Origin of the sequence: Thermotoga sp. RQ2 (assembly GCF_000019625.1) — a bacterium.
Taxonomy (GTDB): Bacteria; Thermotogota; Thermotogae; order Thermotogales; family Thermotogaceae; genus Thermotoga; species Thermotoga maritima.
Genome location: NC_010483.1, coordinates 1,508,675 through 1,534,385, shown reverse-complemented (window position 1 = coordinate 1,534,385; position 25,711 = coordinate 1,508,675). Strand labels below are relative to the sequence as shown.

Annotated in this window: 26 protein-coding genes and 2 pseudogenes; 20 read left to right on the top strand and 8 right to left on the bottom strand. The window is 42.2% G+C overall.

What is annotated here, in order from left to right:
• Positions 1–32 precede the first annotated feature (32 nt).
• Entirely contained in the window at positions 33–2,117 is a 2,085-nt protein-coding gene (locus TRQ2_RS07885; protein WP_012311173.1) for an RND family transporter, read from the top strand.
• Complete coding sequence (locus tag TRQ2_RS07880) at positions 2,114–2,845, top strand: MBL fold metallo-hydrolase (protein ID WP_012311172.1); 732 nt, start codon at positions 2,114–2,116, stop codon at positions 2,843–2,845. Before TRQ2_RS07885 ends, TRQ2_RS07880 begins: the two co-directional genes overlap by 4 nt.
• A 164-nt stretch (positions 2,846–3,009) precedes the next feature.
• Here the strand turns inward: TRQ2_RS07880 and TRQ2_RS07875 are convergent, their stop codons facing one another.
• A complete protein-coding gene (locus TRQ2_RS07875; protein WP_012311171.1) occupies positions 3,010–3,675 on the bottom strand; it encodes a viroplasmin family protein in 666 nt (221 codons plus the stop codon).
• A gap of 112 nt (positions 3,676–3,787) precedes the next feature.
• On the opposite strand from TRQ2_RS07875, the gene TRQ2_RS07870 reads away from it, so the two are divergent.
• Positions 3,788–4,645 (top strand): aldo/keto reductase, encoded by an 858-nt coding sequence (locus TRQ2_RS07870; RefSeq protein ID WP_004079927.1) that lies wholly within the window; start codon positions 3,788–3,790, stop codon positions 4,643–4,645.
• Here TRQ2_RS07870 and TRQ2_RS07865 read toward each other — a convergent pair.
• Positions 4,636–4,905, bottom strand: a pseudogene (locus TRQ2_RS07865) (hypothetical protein); the annotation flags it as partial. The gene TRQ2_RS07870 and the pseudogene TRQ2_RS07865 overlap by 10 nt on opposite strands.
• 470 nt (positions 4,906–5,375) lie before the next feature.
• Here TRQ2_RS07865 and TRQ2_RS07860 point away from each other — a divergent pair.
• From TRQ2_RS07860 to TRQ2_RS09965, 7 genes and pseudogenes are all read left to right on the top strand, one after another.
• Positions 5,376–6,278 carry a radical SAM protein gene (locus TRQ2_RS07860; RefSeq protein WP_238514443.1) on the top strand — a complete coding sequence of 301 codons (903 nt, stop codon included), beginning with the start codon at positions 5,376–5,378 and terminating at the stop codon, positions 6,276–6,278.
• Positions 6,275–7,051 (top strand): ABC transporter ATP-binding protein, encoded by a 777-nt coding sequence (locus TRQ2_RS07855; RefSeq protein WP_004079917.1) that lies wholly within the window; start codon positions 6,275–6,277, stop codon positions 7,049–7,051. The genes TRQ2_RS07860 and TRQ2_RS07855 overlap by 4 nt, the downstream gene beginning before the upstream one ends.
• Positions 7,002–7,763, top strand: a complete 762-nt coding sequence (locus tag TRQ2_RS07850; protein ID WP_004079916.1) for an ABC transporter permease — start codon at positions 7,002–7,004, stop codon at positions 7,761–7,763. Before TRQ2_RS07855 ends, TRQ2_RS07850 begins: the two co-directional genes overlap by 50 nt.
• Positions 7,757–8,563 (top strand): ABC transporter permease, encoded by an 807-nt coding sequence (locus tag TRQ2_RS07845; RefSeq protein ID WP_004079915.1) that lies wholly within the window; start codon positions 7,757–7,759, stop codon positions 8,561–8,563. The genes TRQ2_RS07850 and TRQ2_RS07845 overlap by 7 nt, the downstream gene beginning before the upstream one ends.
• Before the next feature lie 217 nt (positions 8,564–8,780).
• The gene (locus TRQ2_RS07840; RefSeq protein ID WP_041434362.1) at positions 8,781–9,215 is read left to right on the top strand and encodes an ABC transporter permease; all 435 of its coding nucleotides are present in this window, start codon (positions 8,781–8,783) and stop codon (positions 9,213–9,215) included.
• A 256-nt stretch (positions 9,216–9,471) separates the two neighbouring features.
• Positions 9,472–9,771 (top strand): hypothetical protein, encoded by a 300-nt coding sequence (locus TRQ2_RS09970; protein ID WP_004079911.1) that lies wholly within the window; start codon positions 9,472–9,474, stop codon positions 9,769–9,771.
• A gap of 284 nt (positions 9,772–10,055) precedes the next feature.
• Positions 10,056–10,142 (top strand): annotated as a pseudogene (locus TRQ2_RS09965) (hypothetical protein); the annotation flags it as partial.
• A gap of 540 nt (positions 10,143–10,682) precedes the next feature.
• Here the strand turns inward: TRQ2_RS09965 and TRQ2_RS07825 are convergent.
• From TRQ2_RS07825 to TRQ2_RS07815, 3 genes are all read right to left on the bottom strand, one after another.
• Positions 10,683–10,853: a type II toxin-antitoxin system HicA family toxin gene (locus TRQ2_RS07825; protein WP_238514490.1), complete on the bottom strand. Its 171-nt coding sequence runs from the start codon at positions 10,851–10,853 to the stop codon at positions 10,683–10,685.
• Between the two features lie 29 nt (positions 10,854–10,882).
• Positions 10,883–11,101 (bottom strand): type II toxin-antitoxin system HicB family antitoxin, encoded by a 219-nt coding sequence (locus TRQ2_RS07820; RefSeq protein WP_004083352.1) that lies wholly within the window; start codon positions 11,099–11,101, stop codon positions 10,883–10,885.
• 96 nt (positions 11,102–11,197) lie between these two features.
• Positions 11,198–12,805, bottom strand: coding sequence for a helix-turn-helix domain-containing protein (locus TRQ2_RS07815; protein ID WP_012311168.1), 1,608 nt, complete (start codon positions 12,803–12,805; stop codon positions 11,198–11,200).
• Between the two features lie 195 nt (positions 12,806–13,000).
• On the opposite strand from TRQ2_RS07815, the gene TRQ2_RS09785 reads away from it, so the two are divergent.
• The 5 genes from TRQ2_RS09785 (at position 13,001) to TRQ2_RS07800 (ending at position 18,268) form a co-directional block, all read left to right on the top strand.
• A complete protein-coding gene (locus TRQ2_RS09785) occupies positions 13,001–13,165 on the top strand; it encodes a hypothetical protein (protein ID WP_004083364.1) in 165 nt (54 codons plus the stop codon).
• Between the two features lie 76 nt (positions 13,166–13,241).
• Positions 13,242–13,337 (top strand): Cys-rich RiPP peptide, encoded by a 96-nt coding sequence (locus tag TRQ2_RS09780; RefSeq protein WP_010865309.1) that lies wholly within the window; start codon positions 13,242–13,244, stop codon positions 13,335–13,337.
• 101 nt (positions 13,338–13,438) lie between these two features.
• Complete coding sequence (locus TRQ2_RS07810; RefSeq protein ID WP_004083362.1) at positions 13,439–14,830, top strand: radical SAM protein; 1,392 nt, start codon at positions 13,439–13,441, stop codon at positions 14,828–14,830.
• A gap of 5 nt (positions 14,831–14,835) precedes the next feature.
• Entirely contained in the window at positions 14,836–16,554 is a 1,719-nt protein-coding gene (locus TRQ2_RS07805; protein ID WP_011943915.1) for an ABC transporter ATP-binding protein, read from the top strand.
• 19 nt (positions 16,555–16,573) lie between these two features.
• Positions 16,574–18,268: an ABC transporter ATP-binding protein gene (locus TRQ2_RS07800; RefSeq protein ID WP_004083354.1), complete on the top strand. Its 1,695-nt coding sequence runs from the start codon at positions 16,574–16,576 to the stop codon at positions 18,266–18,268.
• An 83-nt stretch (positions 18,269–18,351) separates the two neighbouring features.
• Here the strand turns inward: TRQ2_RS07800 and TRQ2_RS07795 are convergent, their stop codons facing one another.
• Genes TRQ2_RS07795 through TRQ2_RS07785 form a run of 3 tightly spaced genes read right to left on the bottom strand, consistent with a single transcriptional unit; the run spans position 18,352 to position 20,366 of the window.
• Positions 18,352–18,501, bottom strand: coding sequence for a type II toxin-antitoxin system HicA family toxin (locus tag TRQ2_RS07795; RefSeq protein ID WP_227738448.1), 150 nt, complete (start codon positions 18,499–18,501; stop codon positions 18,352–18,354).
• A 29-nt stretch (positions 18,502–18,530) separates the two neighbouring features.
• Positions 18,531–18,749, bottom strand: coding sequence for a type II toxin-antitoxin system HicB family antitoxin (locus TRQ2_RS07790; protein WP_004083352.1), 219 nt, complete (start codon positions 18,747–18,749; stop codon positions 18,531–18,533).
• A 12-nt stretch (positions 18,750–18,761) separates the two neighbouring features.
• On the bottom strand, positions 18,762–20,366 hold the full coding sequence (locus TRQ2_RS07785; protein WP_012311167.1) for a hypothetical protein: 1,605 nt from the start codon (positions 20,364–20,366) through the stop codon (positions 18,762–18,764).
• A 968-nt stretch (positions 20,367–21,334) separates the two neighbouring features.
• On the opposite strand from TRQ2_RS07785, the gene TRQ2_RS07775 reads away from it, so the two are divergent.
• The 5 genes from TRQ2_RS07775 to TRQ2_RS07760 are packed head-to-tail and all read left to right on the top strand — an operon-like array spanning position 21,335 to position 25,708.
• Positions 21,335–22,663, top strand: coding sequence for a radical SAM protein (locus TRQ2_RS07775; protein ID WP_011943909.1), 1,329 nt, complete (start codon positions 21,335–21,337; stop codon positions 22,661–22,663).
• Positions 22,644–24,008 carry a radical SAM protein gene (locus TRQ2_RS07770; RefSeq protein WP_011943908.1) on the top strand — a complete coding sequence of 455 codons (1,365 nt, stop codon included), beginning with the start codon at positions 22,644–22,646 and terminating at the stop codon, positions 24,006–24,008. The genes TRQ2_RS07775 and TRQ2_RS07770 overlap by 20 nt, the downstream gene beginning before the upstream one ends.
• Complete coding sequence (locus TRQ2_RS09655) at positions 23,977–24,162, top strand: hypothetical protein (RefSeq protein WP_004083335.1); 186 nt, start codon at positions 23,977–23,979, stop codon at positions 24,160–24,162. Before TRQ2_RS07770 ends, TRQ2_RS09655 begins: the two co-directional genes overlap by 32 nt.
• A gap of 7 nt (positions 24,163–24,169) precedes the next feature.
• The gene (locus TRQ2_RS07765; RefSeq protein ID WP_004083333.1) at positions 24,170–24,982 is read left to right on the top strand and encodes an ABC transporter permease; all 813 of its coding nucleotides are present in this window, start codon (positions 24,170–24,172) and stop codon (positions 24,980–24,982) included.
• Positions 24,983–24,991: 9 nt separating this feature from the next.
• Positions 24,992–25,708 (top strand): ATP-binding cassette domain-containing protein, encoded by a 717-nt coding sequence (locus tag TRQ2_RS07760; protein ID WP_012311166.1) that lies wholly within the window; start codon positions 24,992–24,994, stop codon positions 25,706–25,708.
• The last annotated feature ends 3 nt before the right edge of the window (positions 25,709–25,711 follow it).

Here is a 25,711-nt window from a genome sequence, read left to right as displayed (position 1 = left end):
GATAGAATTGAAATCTGTGGGGAGGGATCCTCTTGTTCGAAAAGTACACCTCTTTTGTTTTCAAAAACAGAAAGAGAATATTCGCTCTCGTTCTTGTGATCAATATTTTAGCACTCTTTGGCCTTTTCAGACTCCACTTCACAACGGAGTTCTCCATTTTGATGCCGCAGAAATCCCATCAGAAAGAGATCTATGACAGGATGAACACCATCTTCAAGAGCGGAGAACAGCTCGCGGTGATGGTGAAGATGAACACGGACCCTCTGAGCAGGGAAGGACTGAACAAGGTCTTTGAGATCAAAGAAAGGCTCTCCTCTATAGAAGGTGTTAAAACGGTCATAACACCCGTTCCAGAGAAATTCCCCGTCGGCTTCAGGCTCGTGGAAACAAAAGGCATGGCAGAAAAGGAGTACGAAGATTTTCTGAGTTATGTTCAGAGCGTGAAGGACCTTCTCAACGTGAAGAAAACAGATGATGGATACTACGCCCTTTTCATGATACTACCCGAAGAGAGCGCTCCACCTGAAAAAATCGAAAAGGTTCTCTCGGACTACGAGCATTATCTGTCCGGAACTCAGTACTTGGAAGACCAGATATTTCGCTATCTTCTTTTCATGATCTTCACGCTACCACCCTTTGCGGTCGTTCTTCTTTTGAACGTGTTCAGAGTACAGCTTGGAAGGTTCAAATACGCGATCTTTTCTCTCATTCCAGCTGGTTTCGCTGCTCTCTGGACACTCGGCATCGTCATGGGATGGTTCGGCCAGGATCTTTCGATAATCACTTTTCTGGTACCCATCTTCACCATTGTTATGGGTAGCGCTGATGGTCTTCACTTCGTTTCTCATTTTCTCGAGAGAAAAAGAGATAGCGAAACCACTTTCAACGCGGTAAAGAATACCCTTGAAAGCGTTGGAAGGGCGATGATACTGACTACCCTCACCACGATGGCCGGATTTCTTTCTTTTCTCACGTTGAACTCCGAATCCATGAAACAGATGGGAGTGCTCGCGTCGATCGGTATAGGGCTCGCCGGTGTCTCCACTTGGATCGTCCTCCCCGTGATCCTCTCGAGGGTAGAGAAGGTAGAACCGAAAAACAAAGAAAGCGGAGTGTTTCGCGTCTTTCAGAAACTTTCGAAACGCGCCTTGGTTGTCACAACCGTCTCTGTTCTCATCTTTCTTCCCGGTCTGTTTTTCCTGAAAGCCGATCTCAACATCCTGAAACTCTACAAGAGCTACACACGGGTGAGAAAGAATGTGAAGAAGATCGAGGAAGTCTTCGGGAGGGCGCTTCCTGTGTACGTTCTTTTCGAGTCGGAAAACCTGTTTGATCCTTCCTTCGCACAGAAGGTTCTGTCCATGGAGGAAGATCTGAAGAAAGAAGGTTTCGATGCCTTTTCGATGTACGACATCATCTCGAAGTTGAACGAACGCCTCTTCAAAGAAAAAGGATATCCGAAGATTCTCGCGAGAGCCCTGATACTGAAAAGACTCCTTCCAGACGAGTACACAGAAAATCTCGTCTCCGGAAACACGGGAAGGGCTTTTATCTTTCTGAACGACCTGGACAGAGAAATCTTGGTGAAGGTAGAAAACGTGGTAGAGAAACACGGTTTTCAGGTCACCGGCATTCCTTACATCATAAAGGAGATGAACGATTCGATAGTACCTCAGCAACTACTTTCTGTGTTTCTGGCTATCAGCATGGTTTTTCTCCTGCTCGTGCTGTTTCAAAGAAGTTTTCTTTATCCTGCGAAAGCGATCGTTCCCGTTGGTATCTCTCTTGTGTCGCTCTTTGGTTTCATGGGGCTTTCCGGGATCCCACTCAATCTGATCACCGCGAACATGGCTGGAATAGTGATAGGTGTGGGAATAGACTACGCTATACACGTGACGGAACTGTTCAGGTACTACGGTGACATGGAAAAGACTGTCAGGATAGCGTCCACTCCCGTTCTTGCCAACGCGTTCGGACTCTCTATAGGACTTTCCGCATTGATACTCTCTCCTTTCACCTTCCACACCTATCTTGTTGCGATCATGTGGGTGACCATGACGGTGAGTTCTTTCATGAGCCTTGTGATTCTTCCAAAACTCCTGGAGGCGAAAAAATGAGGAAAGATGAATACAGAGCCACACTTCTTGAGCCGAATGTGTGGCATATCGCAGATTACAGGGGAGACAGCATGTACCTTGTAGTGGGAGAAGAGAAAGCCCTTCTTGTAGACACGGGAATTGGAGAAGGAGATTTGAAGGGCTTTGTGAGATCCATTACAGAAAAACCTGTCGAAGTTGTCCTCACCCACGCCCACTGGGATCATATCATGCAGGCAAATCAATTTGAGAAGGTGTACCTCAACCACAGGGATTTCCAGATCATAGAACTGTTCAAAATAAACGTGAATTATGAAAACTTTCTGAACGTGAAAGAAGGTGACAGGTTCGATCTCGGTGGTAGAACTCTTGAAGTGATAGAAGTTCCGGGACACACGCCCGGCTCGATCGTTCTCCTCGATAGAGAAAACAGACTTCTTTTCAGCGGGGACTCCGTGGGAGCCGGTCACACCTGGATGCACCTTCCTGGGTGTCTTCCTTTAAGAGAATACCTGAAGAGTCTCAAGAAACTGAAAGAAACTGACAGCTTCGAAAGGATCTACCACGGGCATCTCACAGGAACTCAGCTGAAACCCTTCGGCCCGGATTATCTGGACGATCTGATAAAGGTCGTCGAAGGTGTGATAGATGGTTCTCTGAGAGGTGAACCCTACCTTTACGGGAATTTCAAGGGACTTTACGTAACGTGTGGTTCCGCAGTGCTGGTGTACGATCCAAAGAACATCTAAACAGTTCTCATTGATCTTTTTTTCTCTCCACCAGATATTTGATAAGTAATCCAACGCCAACTCCTATAAGGAATGCAGTAGCAAAGTAAAACACAGAGTATCTGAAAAGAATAAAACCAATTCCAAGGCCTATCAGGGTCGTTCCACCTGTTATACTATTTTTTTCATAAACATCCTCCTTTTTTAGTCAGTGTTCTTATTATACTCTCAAAATCCTCCGGCATCCACTCGACGTTTGATTCTTTTTTAGCGGCTTTCTTTGCCAGACTGTCAGCCTCGTCGTTGCAGAAGTTCCCGGAGTGGCTTTTTATCTTTTCGAATACCACCTTCAGTCCCATCTGACAGAATTTTCGATAGTAGTGTCTGTACACCTTCGTTACCAGCTTGTTTGTCCTGTACTCCTCCGTTGCCCACTTTTCCAGACCTTCAAGGTCGTACCTGAGAACGAGTTTTCTCGCTCCCTTTTTGAGAGCGTAATCCATCGCAAAGAGTGCCGCCATAATTTCACCGGTGATGTTTCTTGAGTCTTTGAACTCCCCGATGTTCGTCCAGAAGTAGTATTCTTCCTTTTTTCCTCTATAGCACAAAACAATTCCGGATCCGCACACCTCATCGTAACTTCCATCGATGTACGCGATCATCGTCTCTGTGTCCAGTTCTGGACAGATGCACTCGTTCTTTCCTTCCATATAGGCTTTCGCGTCTTCCAGTCTTTCAAAACTTTTGTACTCGGCTCCCGGGAAACCTTTTACCTGTTCTTCCGCCTCTTTCCAGGTTTTGTAGATCCCGGGAACTCTTCCTTTTCTTACAGCGTAGTATTTTTTTGCCAACTTCATCACCTCTCAAACCCATTTATACCATGTCCATTTAAAATCGATACAATTTGGAGAAATTAAGGTCCTGGATGTATAATAGACCCAGTCGTTGAAGGGGGGATTTTCCGTGGAAAAAAGAGTTCTGGGGAAAACAGGTGAAAAGCTCTCTGTGGTCGGATTCGGCGGAATCGTTGTGATGAACGAGTCCGTGGAATCTGCAAAAAAGATAGTTGCCAGAGCGATCGAGAGGGGCATAAACTACTTCGACGTTGCTCCTTCCTACGGAGACGCCGAGGAAAAACTTGGCCCAGCGCTGAAGCCTTACAGAGACCAGGTGTTTCTGGCCTGTAAAACGATGGAGAGAACAAAAGAAGGTGCCTGGAAAGAATTGAACGAATCTCTGAAGAGACTCCAGACGGATCACTTTGACCTTTATCAGTTCCATGCTGTGACCACGCTCGATGAGGTGGAGGCCATCTTTTCACCGAATGGAGCTATAGAGGCCTTTTTGAAGGCAAAAGAAGAAGGACTGATAAGGTACATCGGTTTTTCTGCTCACAGTGAGGAAGCTGCACTTTCGATGCTGGAAAGGTTCGATTTCGATACGGTACTTTTTCCACTGAACTGGGCAAGCTGGCTGGGAAAAGGATTTGGCAAAAGACTTTACAGCAAAGCCCGGGAGAAAAACATGGGAATTCTGGCAATAAAGGCTCTGGCAAAAAGACGTCTGGAGGAAGGAGAAGAAAAACGCTGGGAAAAATGCTGGTATCATCCTGTGGATGATTTCGAAGAAGCATCCATGGCACTTCGCTTCACACTATCACTGCCCGTCACCGCAGCTGTGAGTCCAAGTCACCAGGAATTTCTCTGGTGGATGTGTCAAATCGTTGAAAATCAGGGAACAAAAATCAGCGAAGAAGAACTGCAGATACTGAAAGAAAAAGCACAGAAACTGACACCCGTTTTCCCACTCGATCACTCTTGAGTCATCCAGTGTAATATCCTCACCAGTCTTCTTCTTGCCCTGCCGTCCTCTTCACACCAGAAGGCAACAAACAGGGGCTGAACCTTGAGAGAGTGCCTCTTTGCAAACTCTCTCACCACATCCGGCTTCCTTAGCCTGATCCCAAACCTCACTCCATCGTACCTTCCGCAGTTCCTCAGAAATCTATCAAGGAATTTTCTGTCAGGCTCTTTCATCTCGATGTATTTCAAAGTGAATCTTTCTAGTTTCTTTCTTTTCATCTATTGCGCTATCTATTTCTGAGAGAGCCTCCTCATAAAGCTTTTCATGACGGTATTTCAGAAATCTTATGTAATGTTTCCAGGATGCATCATGGCATGTTTTGAAGCAGTATGTAACAAGTGGTCGTGAGAAAAGAAATCCATGCTGAAATGGTGCTTTCAAAAGTTGATGACTTTTCAATCCTTTCCCTCCAAAACTATTATTTTTACGCTATTTTATCACACTGCTGTGTAACGTTAGGAGTGAAATTGCACAAAACATGAAATCTCAATGAAAATCCTTTATCGCAGAACGCTTTAAAAAGGGCTTTTCAAAACCAGGAAGATTTGAAAGGTCACAAAAGATCTGTTCTAATGAGGAAGGGGGATGAAAATCATGAAAAGCTATCTTATACGCATTCGTGTTTCCTAGCCTTTTCAACGATTATCAAACGACCATGATGGGTCTATCTGACACGAAGACCATTGCTGTGACATTTTTTGGTGGAGAGCCTTCTCTCTATCCTGAAAAGTTGAGTGAAATTATTAGAATTGCTGAAAAAGAGCAAGTGCCGATCAAGCAGTACAATATAATAACAAATGGTGTGAGTTTTTCTAATCATATGTTTGAAGTACTAAGTAATTCCAAATTCAGGTTTATTCAAATAACCATAGATGGGCCAAAAAACATTCATGATAAAAGAAGGATCTCGCAAAACTACGACGGGACTTGGGAAGTAATAATAGATAACATAAACAAATTACTTAATAAAACAAATTTAACAATAGTTATCCATACTGTTTTAGACAGAATGAATTCAGAGGAAAAATACGGTATGATGATAGATGAGCTCATAGACATCTTCGGTAAAAATACGATAAAAGAGAGATTTTTATTCAACATTGGATTACTAAGTCATCCAAATAGTTCTTGTGCCTATACGATCGAGAATATACCTGATATTGCAGAGTATGCAAATATTTATGTAAATACTATAAAAGTTGCTCTAGAACGGGACATTTTCCTATTGGATTTTCTCAACATCTGGCCATGTACCTACCATAAGGAAACAGATCTAGTTGTTGCTCCTAACGGAGATTTGTACAATTGTATTTCGGGAGTGGGAAGAGAGGAGTTTAGGATATGTTCCTACAGTGAATTTCTTAATTCTCCAATAGACTTTTTGAGGCGTTACTCTCAATTCATGGAAAACGATAATACTGACAACGAGTGTAAGGACTGTATCTATTTACCTATATGTAATGGTGGCTGTAGGTTTAACGCCTATATTTTGAAAACAAAGAAAGATTGCTGGAAAGTTTTTCATCAAAATTCTTATCCAGAACTTTTGAGATTATTTTCAAAGTTCCGTGAAAGGGTGAAGTTGGTATGAGAAAAGTCGTAGAAGTGTCCGGTGTCAGGAAATCCTTCGGAGAACTTCGAGTTCTCGATAAAGTTGATTTTTACGCAGAAGAGGGAGACTTCAAGGTAATCGTCGGCGAGAACGGTTCGGGAAAAAGCACACTGCTGAAAATCATGATAGGTCTCTTGCTTCCTGACGATGGGGAAGTGAAGGTTCTCGGCGTTGATGTGAAAAAGCACTGGAAGAAACTATCTGCGAGAATAGGGGTGGTTCTTGCAAACGAGAGAAGTCTGTACTGGAAACTCACTGCCTGGGAAAACCTCGATATCTTTGGGGGTGTATACGGCGTACCGAAAAAAGTCAGAAGAGAACGAATGGAAGAGCTTCTCAAAAGATTCGGTCTGTTCGAATACAAAGACAAACCCGTCGAAGAGTTTTCAACGGGCATGAGGAAAAAGTTGATGATTTGTAAAGCGCTAATTCACGATCCAGAGGTACTGTTCATCGACGAGATACTCAACGGTCTGGATCCACCGTCGGTGCGTGAAATGGTCGGTTTTTTGGATGAACGGAACAGGAGGGGATTGACTATCGTAATGATAAGTCATGTACTTCACGTTCTTCCCGAGAATGCCTGCGTTGTTCTTCTTAGAAACGGTCGTGTACAGATGGAAGTGAGATACAAGGATATCCGCAGCGAAAGAAGCGAAGTATATGAGGTGTTCGAAAACCTCATCAGGGGGCGAAATATGGATGAGGAAGATACTCCATCTGGTTCTGAAGGAGATGAAGATAAGGCTTAAATACAGGTTCGTGTGGGTGAACATGGCTCTGACACCATTTTTCATCATAGGACCTTATGTGTTTTCTTCCAGAATCGCTGATGTGAACTCGCTTGCAGAGAACGTGTTGATAGGAGCCCTGCTCTGGTACTGGCTGAACCAGTACTTCTTTGGGGTGGGAGACGGATTCACAGAAGAAAGAGAAGAAGGTGCCCTCATCTCCGTGGTACTTGCTCCAATCAGTCTTTTGGCTTTTTTGTTCTCAAAAGCCGCTGACACATTCTTAATGAACCTGTACATAACATTCTTCACATTGCTTTTCTTCTACCTTTCCGGTATAAAGCTTGAGATCCATCTTTACTTTCTTCTTTTGCTGGCGGTGAGCGGTGTTTACATAACATTCTTTTCGATATTTTTCGCAGCGTTGTCGTTGTGGAAGAAGAGAATCAGAAGCATAAATTCCACTGCCCAATTCTTTTTTGGCGTCCTCTCAGGGATGGTCAATCCTGTTGAGAATTTCCCTTCTTACGTTCGACTCATCTCGTACATGATACCGCTCACCTACCTCATCTCCATAGGAAGAAGCATAATAAAAAACGGAAACATGAGTGGCTTTGTTCCCCAACTCCTGATACTGACAGGTTTGAGTTTTGCCTATCTGATCCTCGGAGTATGGTTGCTTAAAAAGGCAGAAAACGAGATTCGAAAAAAAGGAGAATGGGAATCATGGTGAGAAGTCTGTATCTTGCAAAAGCCAGTTTCCTGAGTGCGAAAAGATACAGAATAGACTGGTATGGAGCTTTCCTCACACCCCTTCTGACGATAATGCCCGTTGTCCTGCTCTATTACTTTGGCACAGAATCAGGCCTTGTACGGTTTTTCTACGGTGCGACGAACACGAAGAACATCATCGGATACCTCCTGCTAGGGGCAGCTTACTGGAACTACGTTGAGGTACTCTGGGGATCTGTCTTTGCTTTGAGGTACTACATGAGAATAGGACAGCTGGAAGAACTGTTCATCATGCCCGTGAGTTCCATAGGGTACATCCTCTCGTGGTCGGTTTTTGGTCTTGTGAAAGTTACCGTGGAGTCTGTTCCGATAATCGTCCTGGCAGTGCTGCTGAATCTGATGACCTTCAACCTGGTTGAGTTTGCCCTTGCAGCGGGTGTTGTTATTCTTTCCATAATCGCTTCTTTCGGTCTTGTCTTTCTGTTTTTTGGCATCACGTTGAGATTCAAAGAAGGGGACGAACTGGTGAGTTTGCTTGGTAATGCCGCTCCTCTGATTGGTGGTATGTTTTTTCCTGTGAATGTTCTTCCAAAAGTGCTGGAATATCTTGCATATGCTTTTCCATTTACGTGGGGGTTGGACCTCACACGCTATTTTCTCATGAAAACAAACACATTGCTTGACTTGAAAAAAGAATTCATCATCTTGATTGTTTTATCTTTACTGTACTTAGCTTTTGGCACCATTTCTTTTAAGGTACTTCAAACCAAAGGAAGGAAAAATGGGTTGCAGGGTTTTTGATGATTCTTTCACGTCCCATTGCTATATTGTTCAACAGTGGATAAGTAGCAATCACCGTGGGAATTTATCAAATGAAAATAGGTCTCGTGCAAGCGGGTGGTTTGGTGGCAGTGTTGGTGGTCGCAATCTTTCTGGAAAAGAGTGCCAGAGGCTGCTACTTTGCAAAAATTTCTGCATTATCAGAATCCGCTGATATTGATTGAAGCGGGGGAATTAGATGGAAACTGCCGTGGTTGTGGCTTATTCTTATTTTGTCTTGAAGTTGGAGTTTGCCATTTCGAATCCCGTGATGTTTGCCTGTTCGTTTCTGATACTGGTCCTTTCCTTCATTTCCACCTCTTTCGTTTTTGCAACGCTTTTGACACTCTCAAAGAACGCCTTTTCATGGATGTCAACGATCCAGTATCCGGTGTATTTCATCTCGGGAATGCTCTTTCCGATAGACATTCTTCCAAAATGGATTCGAGTGATTTCCAGTTTCCTTCCCATAAGCTGGTCAGTTACGCTGATGAGAGATTCCTTTGAAGTTGGCAGTGCTGGAAAGGATTTGATTTTCAACGCACTTTTACTCACGCTTTTTTACTTTCTTTTAGGACATGTTCTTTTCAAAAAGATAGAAAGAAAAAGCAGAGCGGAAGGGGAGCTGGTTTGAGAAGTGAGGCTGCTCAGACATTTTTGGATTTCGTACAAAGGGGTTTCCCTGTGGCTGAACTGGAAAGCCTATGCCGCTGAAAAGATCATCAATCCGATTTTTCGGCTGCTCTTTTACTCAACACTTCTTGCATATGGATATAAAACGCTGCACGATGCGAGAGCTTTCATAATAGCAAATATCATGGCTCTGTCTTCAATAAGCGTTTTTAAAGGGCTCGGTATAATATTTTTTCTCCGAGCGAGATCAGGGATCGTTGATTTTCTTCGTTGTTTCGCCTTCATCGAAATTCAAAGTAATGCTAAAAAAGATGCCTTTTCACATAATCGATGCACTGGCCACGGTGATTCTGGGACTGGCTGTTTCATTTTGCTTTTTAAAACTTGATCCCTCCATTACTGCGAGCCTTTTTGCCCATATGACGATAGGTGTACTGGCTCTGAGCAGTTTCGGAATGACGGTGGCAGCTCTTGGACTGCTGACGAGAGATATCAACATGCTTCTTGGTGTTGCAGAGATGATGGTTTTCATCTTAAGCGTGCAAGTTTTCCTGTAGAAAGACTGCCCGTGTTTTTCAGATGGCTTTCACAGCTTTTGCCGCTTTCGCGTTCGGTCGAAAGCATAATATACGCTCTGCAAGGATTTAAAATGAAGGCCTGGATTTCAAGTGCCTGGGAAGCATCAGTAGGTCTTGCATACCTCGTTTTGGCCTATTTCACACTGCGGCTGATTGAATTTGCAGCAAGAAAGTACGGAAACATCGATATGTATTAGCGAACATTGGTGCTGGGAAGGCCTTCCTGAAAAGTCTTCCAGAACATCAGGGAGGGAAAGTAAAGAATCATAAAAGAACTTGGAATAGAACATCTGAGAGGAAGAAAACTTGGAGAAGGAGGAAGTTTCGTCTCAGGAGGAGAAAAACAGAGGATACAACTTGCCAGACTCTTCTATGCAGACAAACCAGTTGTTGTTCTGGATGAACCTCTCACAAACCTGGACACGATAACAGAAAAATTCTTACTGGAGAAATTGATTGAATTTTTGAAAGAAAAAACAGCCATCATGATATCGCACAAACCGAATATCATCAGGGTTGCGAGTAAGATAATCTTCCTTGAAAACGGAAAAGTTTCTTCTATCGGAAGAAGATCTGATGCAAAACAACGCAACGTTCAAAAAGATAATAGAAACGTATGTGAACGAATCGAAAAGAATCGCTGATAAAGATGTATGAACCAATTTTGAAGTTTTTCCTAATCCAGAAGGGATGGGGGTTGTTCAATGAAGGGTATCTCTGACCTTATGTTTTCCTCTCACAGTCTTTTGATCATCTCCTCGATGCTGATTTCATGATGTGTAGCCACATCGCTCAGGATTGCCTTAATCCCACCTTTAACCTCTAACAGCCTTATCAAACGGTCTGCCGGAACATCTCTCGGCAGCTTCATACTGTGATCATCACATCCTTTACAAAATGAACATGAATATACTACGGATGATTTTTCTTATAAGTGATTTGGGCAAGGCTCTTGCATGAAATGGGATGGTCGTATACTTTCCATTGCTGTGCCTGTAGAACACATGACTTCCTTTTTGGCGAACACGTTGAAATCCAAGTTTCAGTAAAACCTTTTCCATAGTTTTTGGATCAACTATTGGAAGACGACTCAAGTTTCCACCTCTATCATCTCAAGAGCCACGAATTCCTGGTGATTTATTTCATCTCCTGCTTCCTCCAATACGAGTTCAAGCACCTCTTTTAAATTCCTTCTCACTTCTTCTAAGGAACTACCTACAGTATGCACACCCGGAACGTCCGGAACCATTCCAACATATTGCTTTGTTTCAGGATCGTATTCAATGATAGCTGTGAAAATTTTGCGCACGTTTTTCACCCCTCATTTTTCCATCATGACAAATGATATGGCAATTTCGATTAAATTATAGCAGGAGAAAGAGATTCTAAGGCTGGAACTCCGGGTTCAATTCAGGACCATATGCTTCAAGACTCTTTCCAGTCTTCTTCTTGCTCTGCCGTCCTCTTCGCACCAGAAAGCAACAAACAGAGGTTGAACCTTGAGAGAGTACTTTTTTGCAAATTCTCTCACTACTTCTGGACCTTTTAACCTGATGCCAAACCTCACACCATCGTACCTTCCGTAGTTCCTCAGAAATCTATCAAGGAGCTTTCTGTCTGACTCTTTCATCTCGATGTATCTCAGAACAAATCTTTCCAGTCTCTTTCTTTTCATCCTTGCAAGGGCTCTCTTCACTGCTTCTTTTCTTCCTTCAACGAAAGGATGAGCCTTCACCATTGAAACAACAAATTCCATGGTCCGGTGATCTTTTGCCATGAAGTCAGCGAACGATTCAATATCTTCAAGGAGTGTGTATGCCTTTTTGAGTCTTTCTTTCCTTGAAAGGAATTTCCTATCAATAAGAGCCGTGTAGGTGGAAAGGAAAAGGATTTGTCTTTCCTCCAATCTTTTTGTTTTTATCTCTCTCAATGCAGCCGAGAAATTCTCTTCTATCCTCAGTTTTACCCATTCACTTAATAAGGGAGGAGGAAAAGACAAAATGTTGGACTTTTCAAAAGCTTTTGCTATTTTCCTCAACGTCTCTCCCCGAATCTTTTGTGTTTTCCCGTTTAATATGTCGCTCAGTCTGTTTCTTGCAACTCCTGTTATTTCTGAGAGGTGTTTGATGGATGTGGTGTTTCTTCTCAGAAATCTCTGGAGAGATTTTGTGTTCCTATAGAGAGAATTGTTCAATCTCAAAAACAGTCTCTGGTCTTTTTTCAAGAGATCACTTGCGCTGTCTTTTAATCCTTCAGAAGCGATTTCAATCAGTCTGGCAGTTTCAACGATTGCGGGATCAGAAGTTGTCCTTTGAACCTCAAACAATGTGTCCAGCGCATAGAAACGCGGAGCATCAAAAAAGTATCCATTCCAGTAGAGTGCCTCTTCTGCCATATCTTTGGCTTTTTCTGGATCTTTCTCCTTTGTATACCATGCCATATCGTTAAGACAGGCAATTATTCCAGAAGGATGAGGAATTTCTTGCAGTATTTTCAATGCTTTTTCATAGGACTCTATTGCTTCTTTGACGTTTCCTGTTCTTGCCATATATCTTGCTTTTCCTATCAGTATAAAAGCATAAGAGGATTTCTCCAGATGATGAGCCTCTGGCTTTATTCTCCTTAAACATTCAAAAGCGTTGTGTAGATACATGGAGCAATAGTTCAGAAGGTTTCCAATAAATATGCTCCTGAGATTCGGTGAAACGTTTCTCATTCTACCGCGTAAATGAGAGTAAAGTTTTATTCCTTCCTCGTGTTTTCCCATATAACCGAGCACGGTGAGTTTTTCTGAAAGAAGAAAGTAGCGAAAGGCGATCGAGTTGCAAACCTTTATTGCGTTATCTATCTCTGAAAGAGCTTCCTCGTAAAGCTTTTCATGACGGTATTTCAGAAATCTTATGTAATGTTTCCAGGCTGAATCATGGCATGTTTTGAAGCAGTACATAACAAGTGGTCGTGAGAAGAGAAATCCATGCTGAAATGGTGCTTTCAAAAGTTGATGACTTTTCAATCCTTTCCCTCCAAAACTATTATTTTTACGCTATTTTATCACACTGCTGTGTAACGTTAGGAGTGAAATTACACAAAATATGAAATCTCAATAAAAATCCTCTATCGTAGAATGCCTTAAAAATGGCTTTTCAGAACCGGAAAAGTTTGAAAGATCACAAAAGATCTGTCTTAATAAGGAAGGGGGGTGAAAATCGTGAGAAGGATCATTCTCACAATAGTTATTCTGCTTTCTCTCTTATACACGCTTGTGTTTCCCAGTCCTTCTGATGATTATCAAACGACAGTGAGGAAAAAAACTGTTGTTCACACCTTCCTGATAGAGAAGTTGCATTCGGAAGATTTAACTGTTGGAAATTAGGGTTTCTTTTGTTTATTAAGTAATTCTGAATCCGAACACCGGTGTTCGGAAACCACATACGAAAGGAGGGGATGCTATGCAGAAGATGCCAAAACCAGTTGTTCCTAATGATTATTTGAACCCAGGAAAAGGATGTGGAGGAGCTGGTCTCGTCTGTGGTTGGTGTGGTTAAGGAAAAATAGCAGCCGCTTTTTTCCCTTTCCCCTGGCGAAAGGCCAGGGGAAGGGGTTCATCAAGAGGCTCTATTTCATTTTACCAAGGAGGTTTTAAGAGATGATAACCATTAATCTACCCAAGGTCTTTTTCTCATTGATCGAAGCTCCTCGCAATAATAGGTATCTTCTAGACAAGGTTAATTTTGATTTCTACAAATTAGATGATAGTATACAAATAACAAGAAAGGCTTCTTCTTACCTAGTTCGCACTAAAGCCAAAAATGTCATAGAAGAGCTCGAAAAGTTAAAGAAAAATACTTTAATTTCTCTGAAAAGAAAGTTGGTTAAAGATAATGATATTTTGCGTTTAGCGCTAAATGTATCTCAGGTTTGTAGATTAAAATGCAGATACTGTTATGCTAACGCTGGAACATATGGTAATCCTGGCTTTATGAAGAGAAATGTATTAGTACGGACCCTTGATTTCTTTCTTTCGAATTATAATGTGCACAATATACATATTTTTGGTGGAGAACCTCTCCTAAATATTGAAATGATAGAAGAAATGTTCAGAATATTGACATCAAAGTATGCTAAAAAATTCAATAATCTGCGAATAACCGTAGCTACAAGTTTATTTGTTTCAGAGGAAACTATCAATCGCTTTATTAAAATTTACGAGTCCTATAAGGATAAATTCCAAATCTATATGGTTGTTAGTCTAGATGGGCCGAAAGAAATACAAGATAATACAAGACCTAGTCTTGATAGCAAGTCTAGCAGTTTTGATCGGATAAAGAATAACATAAATTTGCTTAAACAGAAAGGTTTTTCTATATCATTTGAAGTTACCTACACCAAGTTACACAAGCAACTCGGTTGGAATATTTTGAAAATATACAAATATTTCTATACCGAATTCAATGCTGCAAATGTGATTATCTCTCCGGTGTACGACTGGAATGGTTCTTTAGACAAAAATTTACGAATCGATATTTCCATTGCTCAAGAATATTATGAAATAATAGCTTCTCTGTTAGAAAAAAGTCGCAGAGGAGATTTAAATGACTTTGATCGTGCCCTGCTGTGTAAATTACTGATGAATTATCTCAACCCTAGTGACTCTTCTGGCAAGATAATTGTTAGTACATTTTGCCCTGCTGGGTCGAATTCATTTATTGTAGATATTTTTGGAAACATATACCCATGCCAGCTGGTTGTAGGAAATTTAAAATACAGAATATCGAATGTTGTAAAAGATAATGAAGAAAAAATACTAAAGAATTTGAAAGACTGGAGGTATAAAGCTTTGAGATTATTTACCAAAGCTAGATACAGCAAGTGCAAGGATTGCTATTTCTTGTTTTACTGCAGTAGATGCATTTTTAAGCGTGATTACCAAAAAGATATGTTCAAAGCATGTGATGTTGAAAAGAAAATAATAGAAACAATTTTGGAATTTGATCCATGGACATTATTACCTTTAATGGATAATTTTAACGGAGGATGAAAACTATGAACCTCTTCTTATTTACAGGTCATCTCAGAGACGATATCAGAAAATTCGAGAGGAAGTACAAAAAACACTATCCGATTTTCTTCTTACTGGAAGGCCTGTTTTTGACCACCAACGTTCTTACTCCACTTCTCATCAAAAAGACCATCGACAGTGCGTTTTACAGAGGTGATGTGGGAGAAATCGCTCTGTTCTCAGTACTATACTTCATCGTTCTTGTGGCCCAGTCTTTCATCATGTACAAACTCAACTACTCAGCTGCGAAGTACTTGCTGAACGCATCCCGGGCTAGGGAATCGAAGAGCGCATACGCAAAAATCCTGGCGCTTCCACTGACTTACGCGAACTCACAGAACACCGGTGATTATCTTTCGGTTTTCATGAGGGATGTTCCGAAGGTAGCTTCGGGAGTTTACCTTGGAAGGTTGCAGTTTTTCTTCAACCTGGGATTTTTCCTTGCTGTTCTTTTCCTTTTGTTCATTCTGAGTGTAAAACTCACTCTTGTGGTCCTGGTGAGCATCGTTCTGTTTTTTGTGTCAACCTCGATTCTGAGGAAGATGGTCATCAGGGCTTCTCAGAGAGATCAGGAATCCTACCAGAGGTTTTTGAAAAGATCCAGGGAAGTGGTGGAAGGAATTCCTGTTCTCAAACAGTTTTCTGGATCTTCGTTTCTCAAAAACTTCCTCGATTCAAGTGCCGGAGAATGGAGCAGGGCGAGTATCGCTCACAGTACGGCAAATGAACTGTCGAACAGAAACATCGACATTAACAGATGGATCGGGAGTACCATCGTTCTTGCCTTCGGTATTTATCTTCTCTGGAAGGGTGAGATAAGTGTCGGAACACTTCTGGCCTTCGAATCTTACATGAACTGGATGTACGACATCGTCAGAATGGCGCTCACAGGCCTGACAATGTTCTTTTCGACGCTTCCAAACTGGGAAAACTTTGCGAGAATATTTTCCATGCCCTTTGAAAGAGCAAGCGGTATAAATCTTGAAAAGTTCGAAAAACTGCAATTGAGGAATGTGTATTTTAAATACGACGGAACTCCTGTTCTCACTGGTTTGAATTTCGAGATAAACTCCGGGGATAAGATCGCAATTGTGGCAAGATCTGGGGCAGGAAAGAGCACGCTCGTTTCTCTTTTCAACAGGCTACTGTCTCCCACAGAGGGTGAAATTCTCATAAACGGTGTTCCCATCGAACAGTACTCTCTTCAATCACTCAGAAGAAACATCGTTCTTGTTCGCTCGAACGATATACTCTTTGATACAACAATCAGAAACAACATCACCCTTTTTGAAGACTTTCCAGAAGATGAAATCGAAAATGTTCTCAAAATGTGTGAGTGTGACTTTGTTGAGAAACTGGAAAGCGGAATAGACACGATCGTAGGAGAGAGGGGAACAAAACTCTCAGATGGTCAAAGGCAGAGAATAGTCCTCGCGAGAGCTTTGATAAGAAAACCACAGGTTCTCATCCTAGACGAGGCCACCTCTGGTGTTGATGGCAAGACGGAGGAGAGGATTTTCGAGAAAATCTTGAGGGAAATAGAAACTGTGATTATCATCTCACACAGGCTTTCCACTGTGAGAAAGGCCAAAAAGATATACGTCATGGAGAACGGACGGATTCTGGACTCTGGTTCTCACGAGGAGCTGATCGTCAGGTGTGAAAAATACACAGAGATTCTAAAGGAGCAGTTTGTAGAATGAATTGGGAGGAAAAGTGGGCATGAAAACTGGAAAGTTTCGGCTCTTGAGGAAGAATCACATAGCACTTGCCGTTTTGACAACTGCGAGCTTAGTTGCCTCGGGTTTTTTCTATTCCAGAAGGGTCACTTTGCTTCAAAGTGCCGTTGACAGAGCGATTCACAGCAAAGAACTTTCATCTTTCCTTGGAGACATTCTGTTGTTTCTTGTGTTCCTCTTGTTAACCATTATTTTCGATTTCCTGGCCAGTTTCATGTCCGCTGTCAACAACGTCGGTATGTTCAAAAATTTGGTCAGAAGTCAGATAAGACTGATGCTCGACGCTGATATGCTTGAACTGAAAAAGCAAAACACAGGAGAGATAATAACCCGCATGTTCGATGATGGGTGGTATATAATCAGTCTGTACTCCTCTACAATTCCAGACCTTGTGGCAACATCGTTCAAAGTAGGACTGCTCGTTTTCGTGTTCTACCAGCTCAGTCCCAGGATTCTTCTCATTGCCCTGCTTCTGTCTCCTCTCTACAGTTTTCCACTATCGAGTCCCAGACGGAGAATAATGGAACATCAGGAAAAAGAACGCTCGAGTTTTGAGAAATGTGTCAAGTTTATAAACGAGACGTTGAGTGGGGCGGCGGTTATCAAGGCATTCGAATCGAAGAGATTTTTCTACAAAGAATTCGGAAAATTAACTAACCTGTGGTTGAACACGTCGAATACGCTCTTCAATGTGGTGGCGAAAACGGAGAGTCTCTATCCGTTTTTAAACGGATTGCTCCCGATACTCGTTGTTGCTCTATCGTCTTTTCTCATCGCGAAAAAGGAAATAACAATCGGAAGTGCGATATCGTTTTTCTACTTCATCAGCGGTTTTTATTCATCAATAAGCAACGTTTACAGTTCTGTTCTAGACATTATGAGATCAAGGACGTATAAAGAACGAATTTCAGAGGTTATGGAACTCAGCGCTGAGAAAGGTGGTGGAAAAGAGCTCGGAGACTTCAAACAGATGAGTTTGCAAAATGTTTCCTTTGGATATCCAGATGGCGGGGAGATACTCACTGATTTAAACATAAAGATAGACGCAGGCGACAGGGTGGCCATAGTGGCGAGTTCTGGGGAGGGAAAGAGCACACTTGTGTCACTCTTCAACCGCTTTCTCACACCCACAAAAGGTCAGATCCTCATCAACGACATCCCTATCGAGCAGTATTCACTTTCTTCACTCAGAAAGAAAATCATCCTTGTTCGATCGAACGACATCTTGTTCGATACTACCATCAAAAACAACATCACGCTTTTTGAGGACTTCCCGGAGGATGAGCTGGAACGTATTCTCAGGATGTGTGAGTGCGATTTCGTCGAGAAACTGGAAAACGGGATACACACCGTTGTTGGTGAAAGAGGAACAAAACTCTCGGACGGTCAAAGGCAGAGGATCGTCCTTGCAAGGGCTTTGATCAGGAAACCACAGGTTCTCATCCTGGACGAAGCCACCTCTGGTGTGGACAGCGAGACAGAGGAGAAAATCTTTGAAAAAATTCTGAAGGAAATCAACACCGTGATCATAATCTCCCATAGGCTTTCCACAATAAGAAAAGCAAAGAAGATCATCGTACTGAATAATGGAAGAGTGGAAGCCGAAGGAACACACGAAGAACTCATGGAAAAATCTCCCCTTTACAGGGAGATTGTAAGGAGTCAATTGGAGGTATAAGAACAGTAGAAATGTTTGTGTGGGGAAAGTACTGATATAGATTTTCGAGTATTTTCTTGAATTCTTCCACTGATATACCCGCTTCACGGATGATTTTTCTTATTAAGTGACTTGGGCAAGTCTCTTGCATGAAATGGGATGGTCGTATACTTTCCATTGCTGTGCCTGTAGAACACATGACTTCCTTTTTGGCGAACACGTTGAAATCCAAGTTTCAGTAAAACCTTCTCCATAGTTTTTGGATCAACTATTGGAAGACGACTCAAGTTTCCACCTCTATCATCTCAAGAGCCACGAATTCCTGGTGATTTATTTCATCTCCTGCTTCCTCCAATACGAGCTCAAGCACCTCTTTTAAATTCCTTCTCACTTCTTCTAAGGAACTACCTACAGTATGCACACCTGGAACATCTGGAACCATTCCAACATATTGCTTTGTTTCAGGATCGTATTCAATGATAGCTGTGAAAATTTTACGCATGTTTTTCACCTCTCATTTTTCCACCATGACAAATAATATGGCAATTTCGATTAAATTATACAGGACCATATGCCTCAAGATTCTTTCCAGTCTCCTTCTCACTCTTCCATCCTCTTCACACCAGAAGGCAGCAAACAGGGGCTGAACCTTGAGAGAGTACTTCCTCGCAAACCCTCTCACCGCTTCTGGACCTTTCAATCTGATCCCAAACCTCACTCCATCGTACCTTCCGTAGTTCCTCAGAAATCTGTCAAGAAGCTTTCTGTCAGATTCTTTCATCTCGATGTATCTCAGAACAAATCTTTCCAGTCTCTTTCTTTTCATCCTTGCAAGGGCTCTCTTCACTGCTTCTTTTCTTCCTTCAACGAAAGGATGAGCCTTCACCATTGAAACAACAAATTCCATGGTCCGGTGATCTTTTGCCATGAAGTCAGCGAACAACTCAATATCTTCAAGGAGTGTGTATACCTTTTTGAGTCTTTCTTTCCTTGAAAGGAATTTTCTATCAAGAAGAGCCATGTAGGTGGTAAGAAAAAGGATTTGTCTCTGATGGAGGGAGAATCCTTTTATTTTTTCTGATGATTCCTTGTATTTTCTTTCAATCTCCATCTTTATCCACTCGTTCCAGACAGGAAAAGGTGCCCCTGTATCAACACCAGATGTCAACAGTTTTCTTATCGTATCTGCACGAATCATTTTTGTTTTCCCTTTCAATATATCTGAGATACCTTTGGAGCTGAGAGTTTTTCCTTTCCAAGCGACCTTTTCAACATATCTTCTCAACTGACTTGTGTTCGGATAAGTTGATCTTGTGTAGTCCAACACAAATTTCTTCGCTTTTTTGAGTAGAGACAGATAATCTTCTGGTACGGGAAGCGAAACGATGATATGTGCAGTGCTGTGGATAGACGGTGAATCCATGTCTTTTTCCACAACAAACAGAGTATCCAGGGCTCCAAAGAGATTTCCTGGTTCCTCTCTGTAGTATCCTAGCCAGAAAACGGCTCCTTGAGAAAGAGCATGGGCAAGTTTTGGATGTTTTTCCCTGATATCCCATGCAAGATCGTTCAGGGAGGAAACAATACAGGTTGGGTGAGGAACCTCCCTGGATAGTCTGTAGGCCTGTATGTAATCGTGTACCGCCTCAGAGAGTCTTCCAGAATCTGCTTCCCTTCTTGCCAGGGAAAGATATAAAAAGGAAAGTGTGGATTTTCTGTAATCGTTTTTCCACACCCTCACCTTCCGTAGTGGCTTTATTCCGCTTGCTTCAAAGTTTATTAAAGTAACGATCACAGTATCTCTTATTGATTTTGACATCTTGGGAAGGTTTCTTTTCAGGTATCTGTATAAGTTCACATCCGTTTTACCTGTATATTTTAAAAATACCAGTTTGTTCGCTAAAAGGAAGTACTTCGCAGTTTCAGACCTGCTGTTCTCCACAGCTTTGTCTGCTCTCCGAATCGCTTCTTTGAAGTTCCCTTTCCAAGCGAGTTTCAGTATACAGAGAACCTCTCTGCACTCTTTTGGAAGGTTTTCTTCGAGTAGCATGTAATTCACTGCTGGAAGAGAAAAAGCACCGTACTTGAATGTCTCTTTCAGGCCTTCTATACTTTTCATCTTTACTCCCTCTGTTATAGTTATACCTCAAAAAACCAAATTGTTTCAAAGCCCATGAAATCTGGTGCTGAAAATGTGCTTTTAAAGAGGATTTTGGAACAGCCAAAACTTGAAAACCATATAAGGTTTGATAAGGTGATGACAGGTGATCAGAATGCGAAGGGTTTTGATGATAATCTTTTTGATACTCGTTCTCCTGTCTACAATCATTTTCGCTGACAAAGTGAAGACAGATAACGAAACGCATTCCTGGAAAAGTGAGATTACGGAACAGGTTCAGGTTGCACCCAAAAGTGCAGCTACTTGTGAGGTTACTTTCAAAGGTTCAACTGCTGGAAATCAGAGTTTTTAACCTTTTGCTGTTACTTACAATCTGACTAAATGAAGTTAAAGGGCATTATTAGTATCAATAAAGGATATTTAAAGCAAAATAAAAAATGGAAAGGAGGGTAAGTCATGGAATTTTTAAATAATCCGACTATAGGAAAGATTGGACTGGAGTGTTGTCAAAGTAATGGGAACTGTTCTGAGTGTTTCAATCCGGATTGTAATGGGATATGTGACCCTTCATGCAATGCGGTATGTGATTGTAATGCTCTATGCACACTGTGTATTGTGCCATAAGAAGGAGGGTGAAAACTTATGGAGTTCCTGAACGATCCATTAGAGGTTTTTAAACCAGTTGGAGATATCATGTGTTGTGATAAGAACGGTAACTGTGATTGCATAAACACAGTATGCAACGATTGTGCGTGCTAAAAATATTTACCGTGGGGGTAATAACATGGAATTTTTGAATTTCCCAGATAACTCTCTTTCTCCTCTTTGCTGTTCTACAAATCCCAATTGTGATTGCTGGGATTTGAACTGTTCTGGATGTTTTGATGACATGTGTGCTGGTTGTCTGGTGTGTCCTCCAAACGTGAACTGTACCAGCTGTTTGGCGAAAAACTAAGGGGGGATCTTTCGTGTTCAAACCTTCAAGATACAATGTGATTTTCAGAGATGGCGACTACGTTGTGTTTGTGAACTTTCTAACCAGAGCGATCGCTCGTCTGGAAAAAAGCAAAGCAGAAATTGCAGAGAAGATTCTCAAAGATCCAGACGAAGAGATCCCTGAAGAATGGCTTTCCATAAAGAAAGATTTGATCTACGGTGGGTATATCGTTGATGAGGACTTCGACGAAATAGAGCATCTGAAACTTATGAACAGAATGACCCGCTATGATTCTTCCTCGGTTATGGTCACAATCATACCCACCCTGGCATGCAATTTTGATTGTATCTACTGCTATGAATCGAAAACAGGACCTTCGATGACAGCGAAAACGGCAGAAAGGATCGTAGAATATCTGAAAAGGCTGATTCGAACCAGAAGATCTATAAGTGTAGGCTGGTTCGGCGGGGAACCCCTCCTGTGTTTTGACGTGGTGAAGTTCGTAAACTCATCGCTGATAGAAGCATGCAGAGAAAACAATGTGGATTTTCACTCCTCCATGTCAACGAATGGATACCTTCTCGACAAAGAAAAAGCGGAATGGTTTGACAGGCTCGAAATAAGAAACGTTCAAATAACGATCGATGGCCCAGAAGATGTTCACAATAAATACAGGCCTTTGAAAGGTGGCAAGGGAACTTTCGACACCATTGTGGAAAATCTGGAGAATCTCTTCAGGGTCACGGAGAAACTTCAGGTCACGTTCAGAATGAATGTGGGACCTGACAACTTCCATCGTGTAGAAGAGTTTCTGAACGTTCTGGAGCGATTTCCGAAAGACAGAACGAGGGTATATTTCAGGTGGATTTTTGGATCGAACAGCAGGGAATTCTTTTTCAGGAAGGTCTATGAGATCAGAGATCGGGAGTCTCTGAACATTCTCAATTTCTACGAAAGTGCTGCGAAAAGAGGCTTCAATGTGTTTCTTCCCGTTCTTGTGCAAAACAGATACTGTGAGTACGACTGTGTGTCTTCTGTTGTGATAGGTCCACAGGGAGAGTTGTATCCATGCACAGTGAGAGTGGGAAAAGGCATGGAGATAGGAAGATTGACCAACCGAGGACTGGAATACGACAGGAAAAAATATCTCAGATGGCATTCTTTCGATGCTTTCGAAAGCGAAGAATGCATGAGGTGCAAACTCCTTCCTGTGTGCATGGGAGGATGTAGAAGTGCCAGGTTCGATGGCAAAACGGGATGCCCTGAAGAGAAAAAGGATCCGGAGAAATTCGCAAGGGAATGGTACAGGATAAAACTCCTTGAAAGGCAGGTCGAAAGACATGAAGCCTTCGAGATTTAATTTGGTAATAAATGAAAGCGATGGCACACTTTTGTTCAACACGCTTTCTCAAGCCCTTCTGTGGATAGATAGGAAAAACACCAACAAGGTACTGAAGACCCTGGAAGATCCTTCCTCGGCAGAACTTTCGAAAGCGGAAGTTGAAAAGTTGAAACGGGGAATGTTTTTGCTTGATGACAACTTCGATGAACTGGAGTTTCTGAAATTTCGCTTCAACACGTATCGCTACAGTGATAGATTTTTGAGATACACAATTGTTTTAACCCACTCCTGCAACTTCGATTGCGTTTACTGTTATCAGAAGGTAATTCATATTTCCTCAGGATCCTACATTTCTGAAAAAGTGCAAAGCAACTTCCTCCTGGATGTGGAAAGAAAATTAGAATACCAAAAACCAAACCTGCTGAGCGTTACTTTCTACGGGGGAGAACCTTTGCTTCTGGAAGAAACAGTGGTGAATCTGAGCAGCAAACTGAAAAGACTCTGCGAAAAATATGGTGTGAAGTACGATTCCTTCATCGTGACAAATGGCTACCTTCTGACGGAGAAGATGGTAGATGATCTTCAGAAAGCAGGAATAAAGGCACTGGACATAACACTGGACGGTACAGAGGTGTACCACGATCGGTACAGGAAAGCCAGAAACGGTGCTCCAACTTTCAGCACCATTTTCGAAAATATCTTTCGTGCTGTCAACAAAGGCTTATTCGTTCAGATCAGAGTGAACGTGTCTAGAGAGAACATTGAAGATGTGAAGAAACTCATCGATAGGATAGCAGAGAAAAAGTTGAGAGTGGAGTTCAATTTCCAGCCCATAGAGATCGTTGAGGGAAATCCCACAGGCTTTCAGGACACAGCACTGAACACAGAAGAGTTTGCGGAGATAGAAACGAAGCTGTGGTGGTACATCAGGGAGAAAATTCCTGAGTATCCTTTTGAATATTTCAAAAAACCACGTTTTGCAAGATGTGATGCCATGTGTAAGAACAGTTTCGTGGTCGATGTGGATGGAAGAGTGTACAAATGTTGGGGAGAACTTGGTATGGAGAACTGTTCAGGTTTTTTGAAAGAAACCGGAGTCGAATTCACTGGATCGTATTTGAAGTGGTTGACGTATGACCCACTTGAAGACGAAGAATGCAGAAGATGCCTTGTGCTTCCTTTCTGTATGGGTGGATGTGCTTTCAACAGGGTGGTTTATAGAACCCTGAAATCCTCAAAGGTAAAAAAGCCTCACACATGCATCCCGTTGAGGTACAATTTAAATGAGTTTATAAAGATAGTTGCAGATTACAAAAGGAGGAGTGCCGTTCATGGAATTTCTCAACGATCCAGTGGTGGATGAAAAGGTCTATCTGAGTTTCTGCGATAGTCTGAAAGACCGATGTGGAGACAGAGTGGGAAACTGTGATGAATGTACGAACAGTCACTGTGTAGGCCTTTGCAACACCGAATGTGATCATGTTCCATGGTGGAAGCGAATTTTCCTCTGGTGGTGAAGGTCATTTGAAACTTCTGATCAAAACGTTGTACTTCATTAGAAAAGATATCCTCATCTGGCTTTCTTACAGAACACAGCTTGTTCTCGGGCTCTTATCCGGTTTTGTGGGAATTGTCCAGTTCGGTTTCATTGGAAAATTCATCGCACAGGGGAACTACTTTCCCCTGATAGAGCGATACGGTGGTGACATCCTGGCGTACTTCATCACTGGTTCTGTTTTCATGTCTTACACGAATCTTGCCCTCATGACCTTCAAAGGTGTCATACAGAGAGAACAGAGCATGGGAACTCTCGAGTACATCCTTCTTTCAAAGACACCTCTCTGGCAGCTTTTTCTCTTCAGTTTCGTGTCTTCCTTCTTTTTCACCACGCTGAACATCACACTGATTTTTCTGGGACTGGTCTATCTCTTCTCGGTTCATATCACACCGAACTTTCTTGAAGCCCTGGTTGTTCTTTTCACTGTAATGCTTCCTCTCATGGGTATTGGCCTTCTCTCTGCGTCCATCGTTCTCGTCACAAAAAGAGGAGATCCTGTGGGGTGGCTTTACACCACACTCAGTGGCTTGTTTTCTGGTATCTACTTTCCCGTGGAAATTCTTCCAGACTGGATAAGACCTGTTTCGTACCTCATTCCCAGCACGTATGGCATAGATCTTTTGCGAAGAGTCCTCATGAGAGGCGAACACCTCTCCAGTGTGTCGGAAGGACTGGTTCTTCTTGCAGCAACAGGAACAGTGTTGATATCAGCGGGAATCGTTGCGTTCAAAAGATCCTTCAATCAGGCCCGATTGAGAGGAAGTCTGAGCTGGTACTGAGGTGAAAACGTGCTAGAGGTGATCGATGTCTGGAAGAAATACCCTCCGAAAACACAGGCTTTAAGGGGAGTGAGTTTTGAGGCGGAAGAAGGAAGTATCACGGCGGTCTTCGGCGAGAACGGTTCTGGAAAGACGACACTTTTGAAGGTTATAGCCTCCTTTCTCATTCCTGACAGAGGGAAGGTTCTCATAGACAGTGTGAACATCGTGGAAAAGCCTTCCTTTGCAGTAGAAAAGGTCAGCATATCAACCGGGTATGAGAGGAGCTTCTACTACAGGTTGAGTGTGGAAGAGAATCTGAAGTTTTTTGGTATGTTGAACGACCTTCTTGGAAAAACGTTGAAGAGAGAAACAGAAAGAGTGATGAAGGAACTGAGTCTTCTGGAGTGCAGGAAAAAGAGGTACATGGAACTTTCCACCGGGTACAAAAAAAGAGTTGATGTGGCAAGAGCCCTGATGAAAAAGGCGAGCATATACATCTTCGATGAGCCGTGCAGTGGAGTTGATCTCAGAACGAGATTGAAGATACACGAGATCATGAAAAGACTCAAAGAGAGTGGTAGAATCGTTATCTTTGCAAGTCATGACCTGGAGGATCTAAAGATCGCAGACAGGGTGATCGTTTTGAAAAAGGGCGAAAAAGTTCTCGAATTTTCTCCAAAAAAGGAAGATTTGGCGGCAGTGTTGAGAGGTATTTTAGAGATACAGGCATTTCCGGGGGATTGAGAG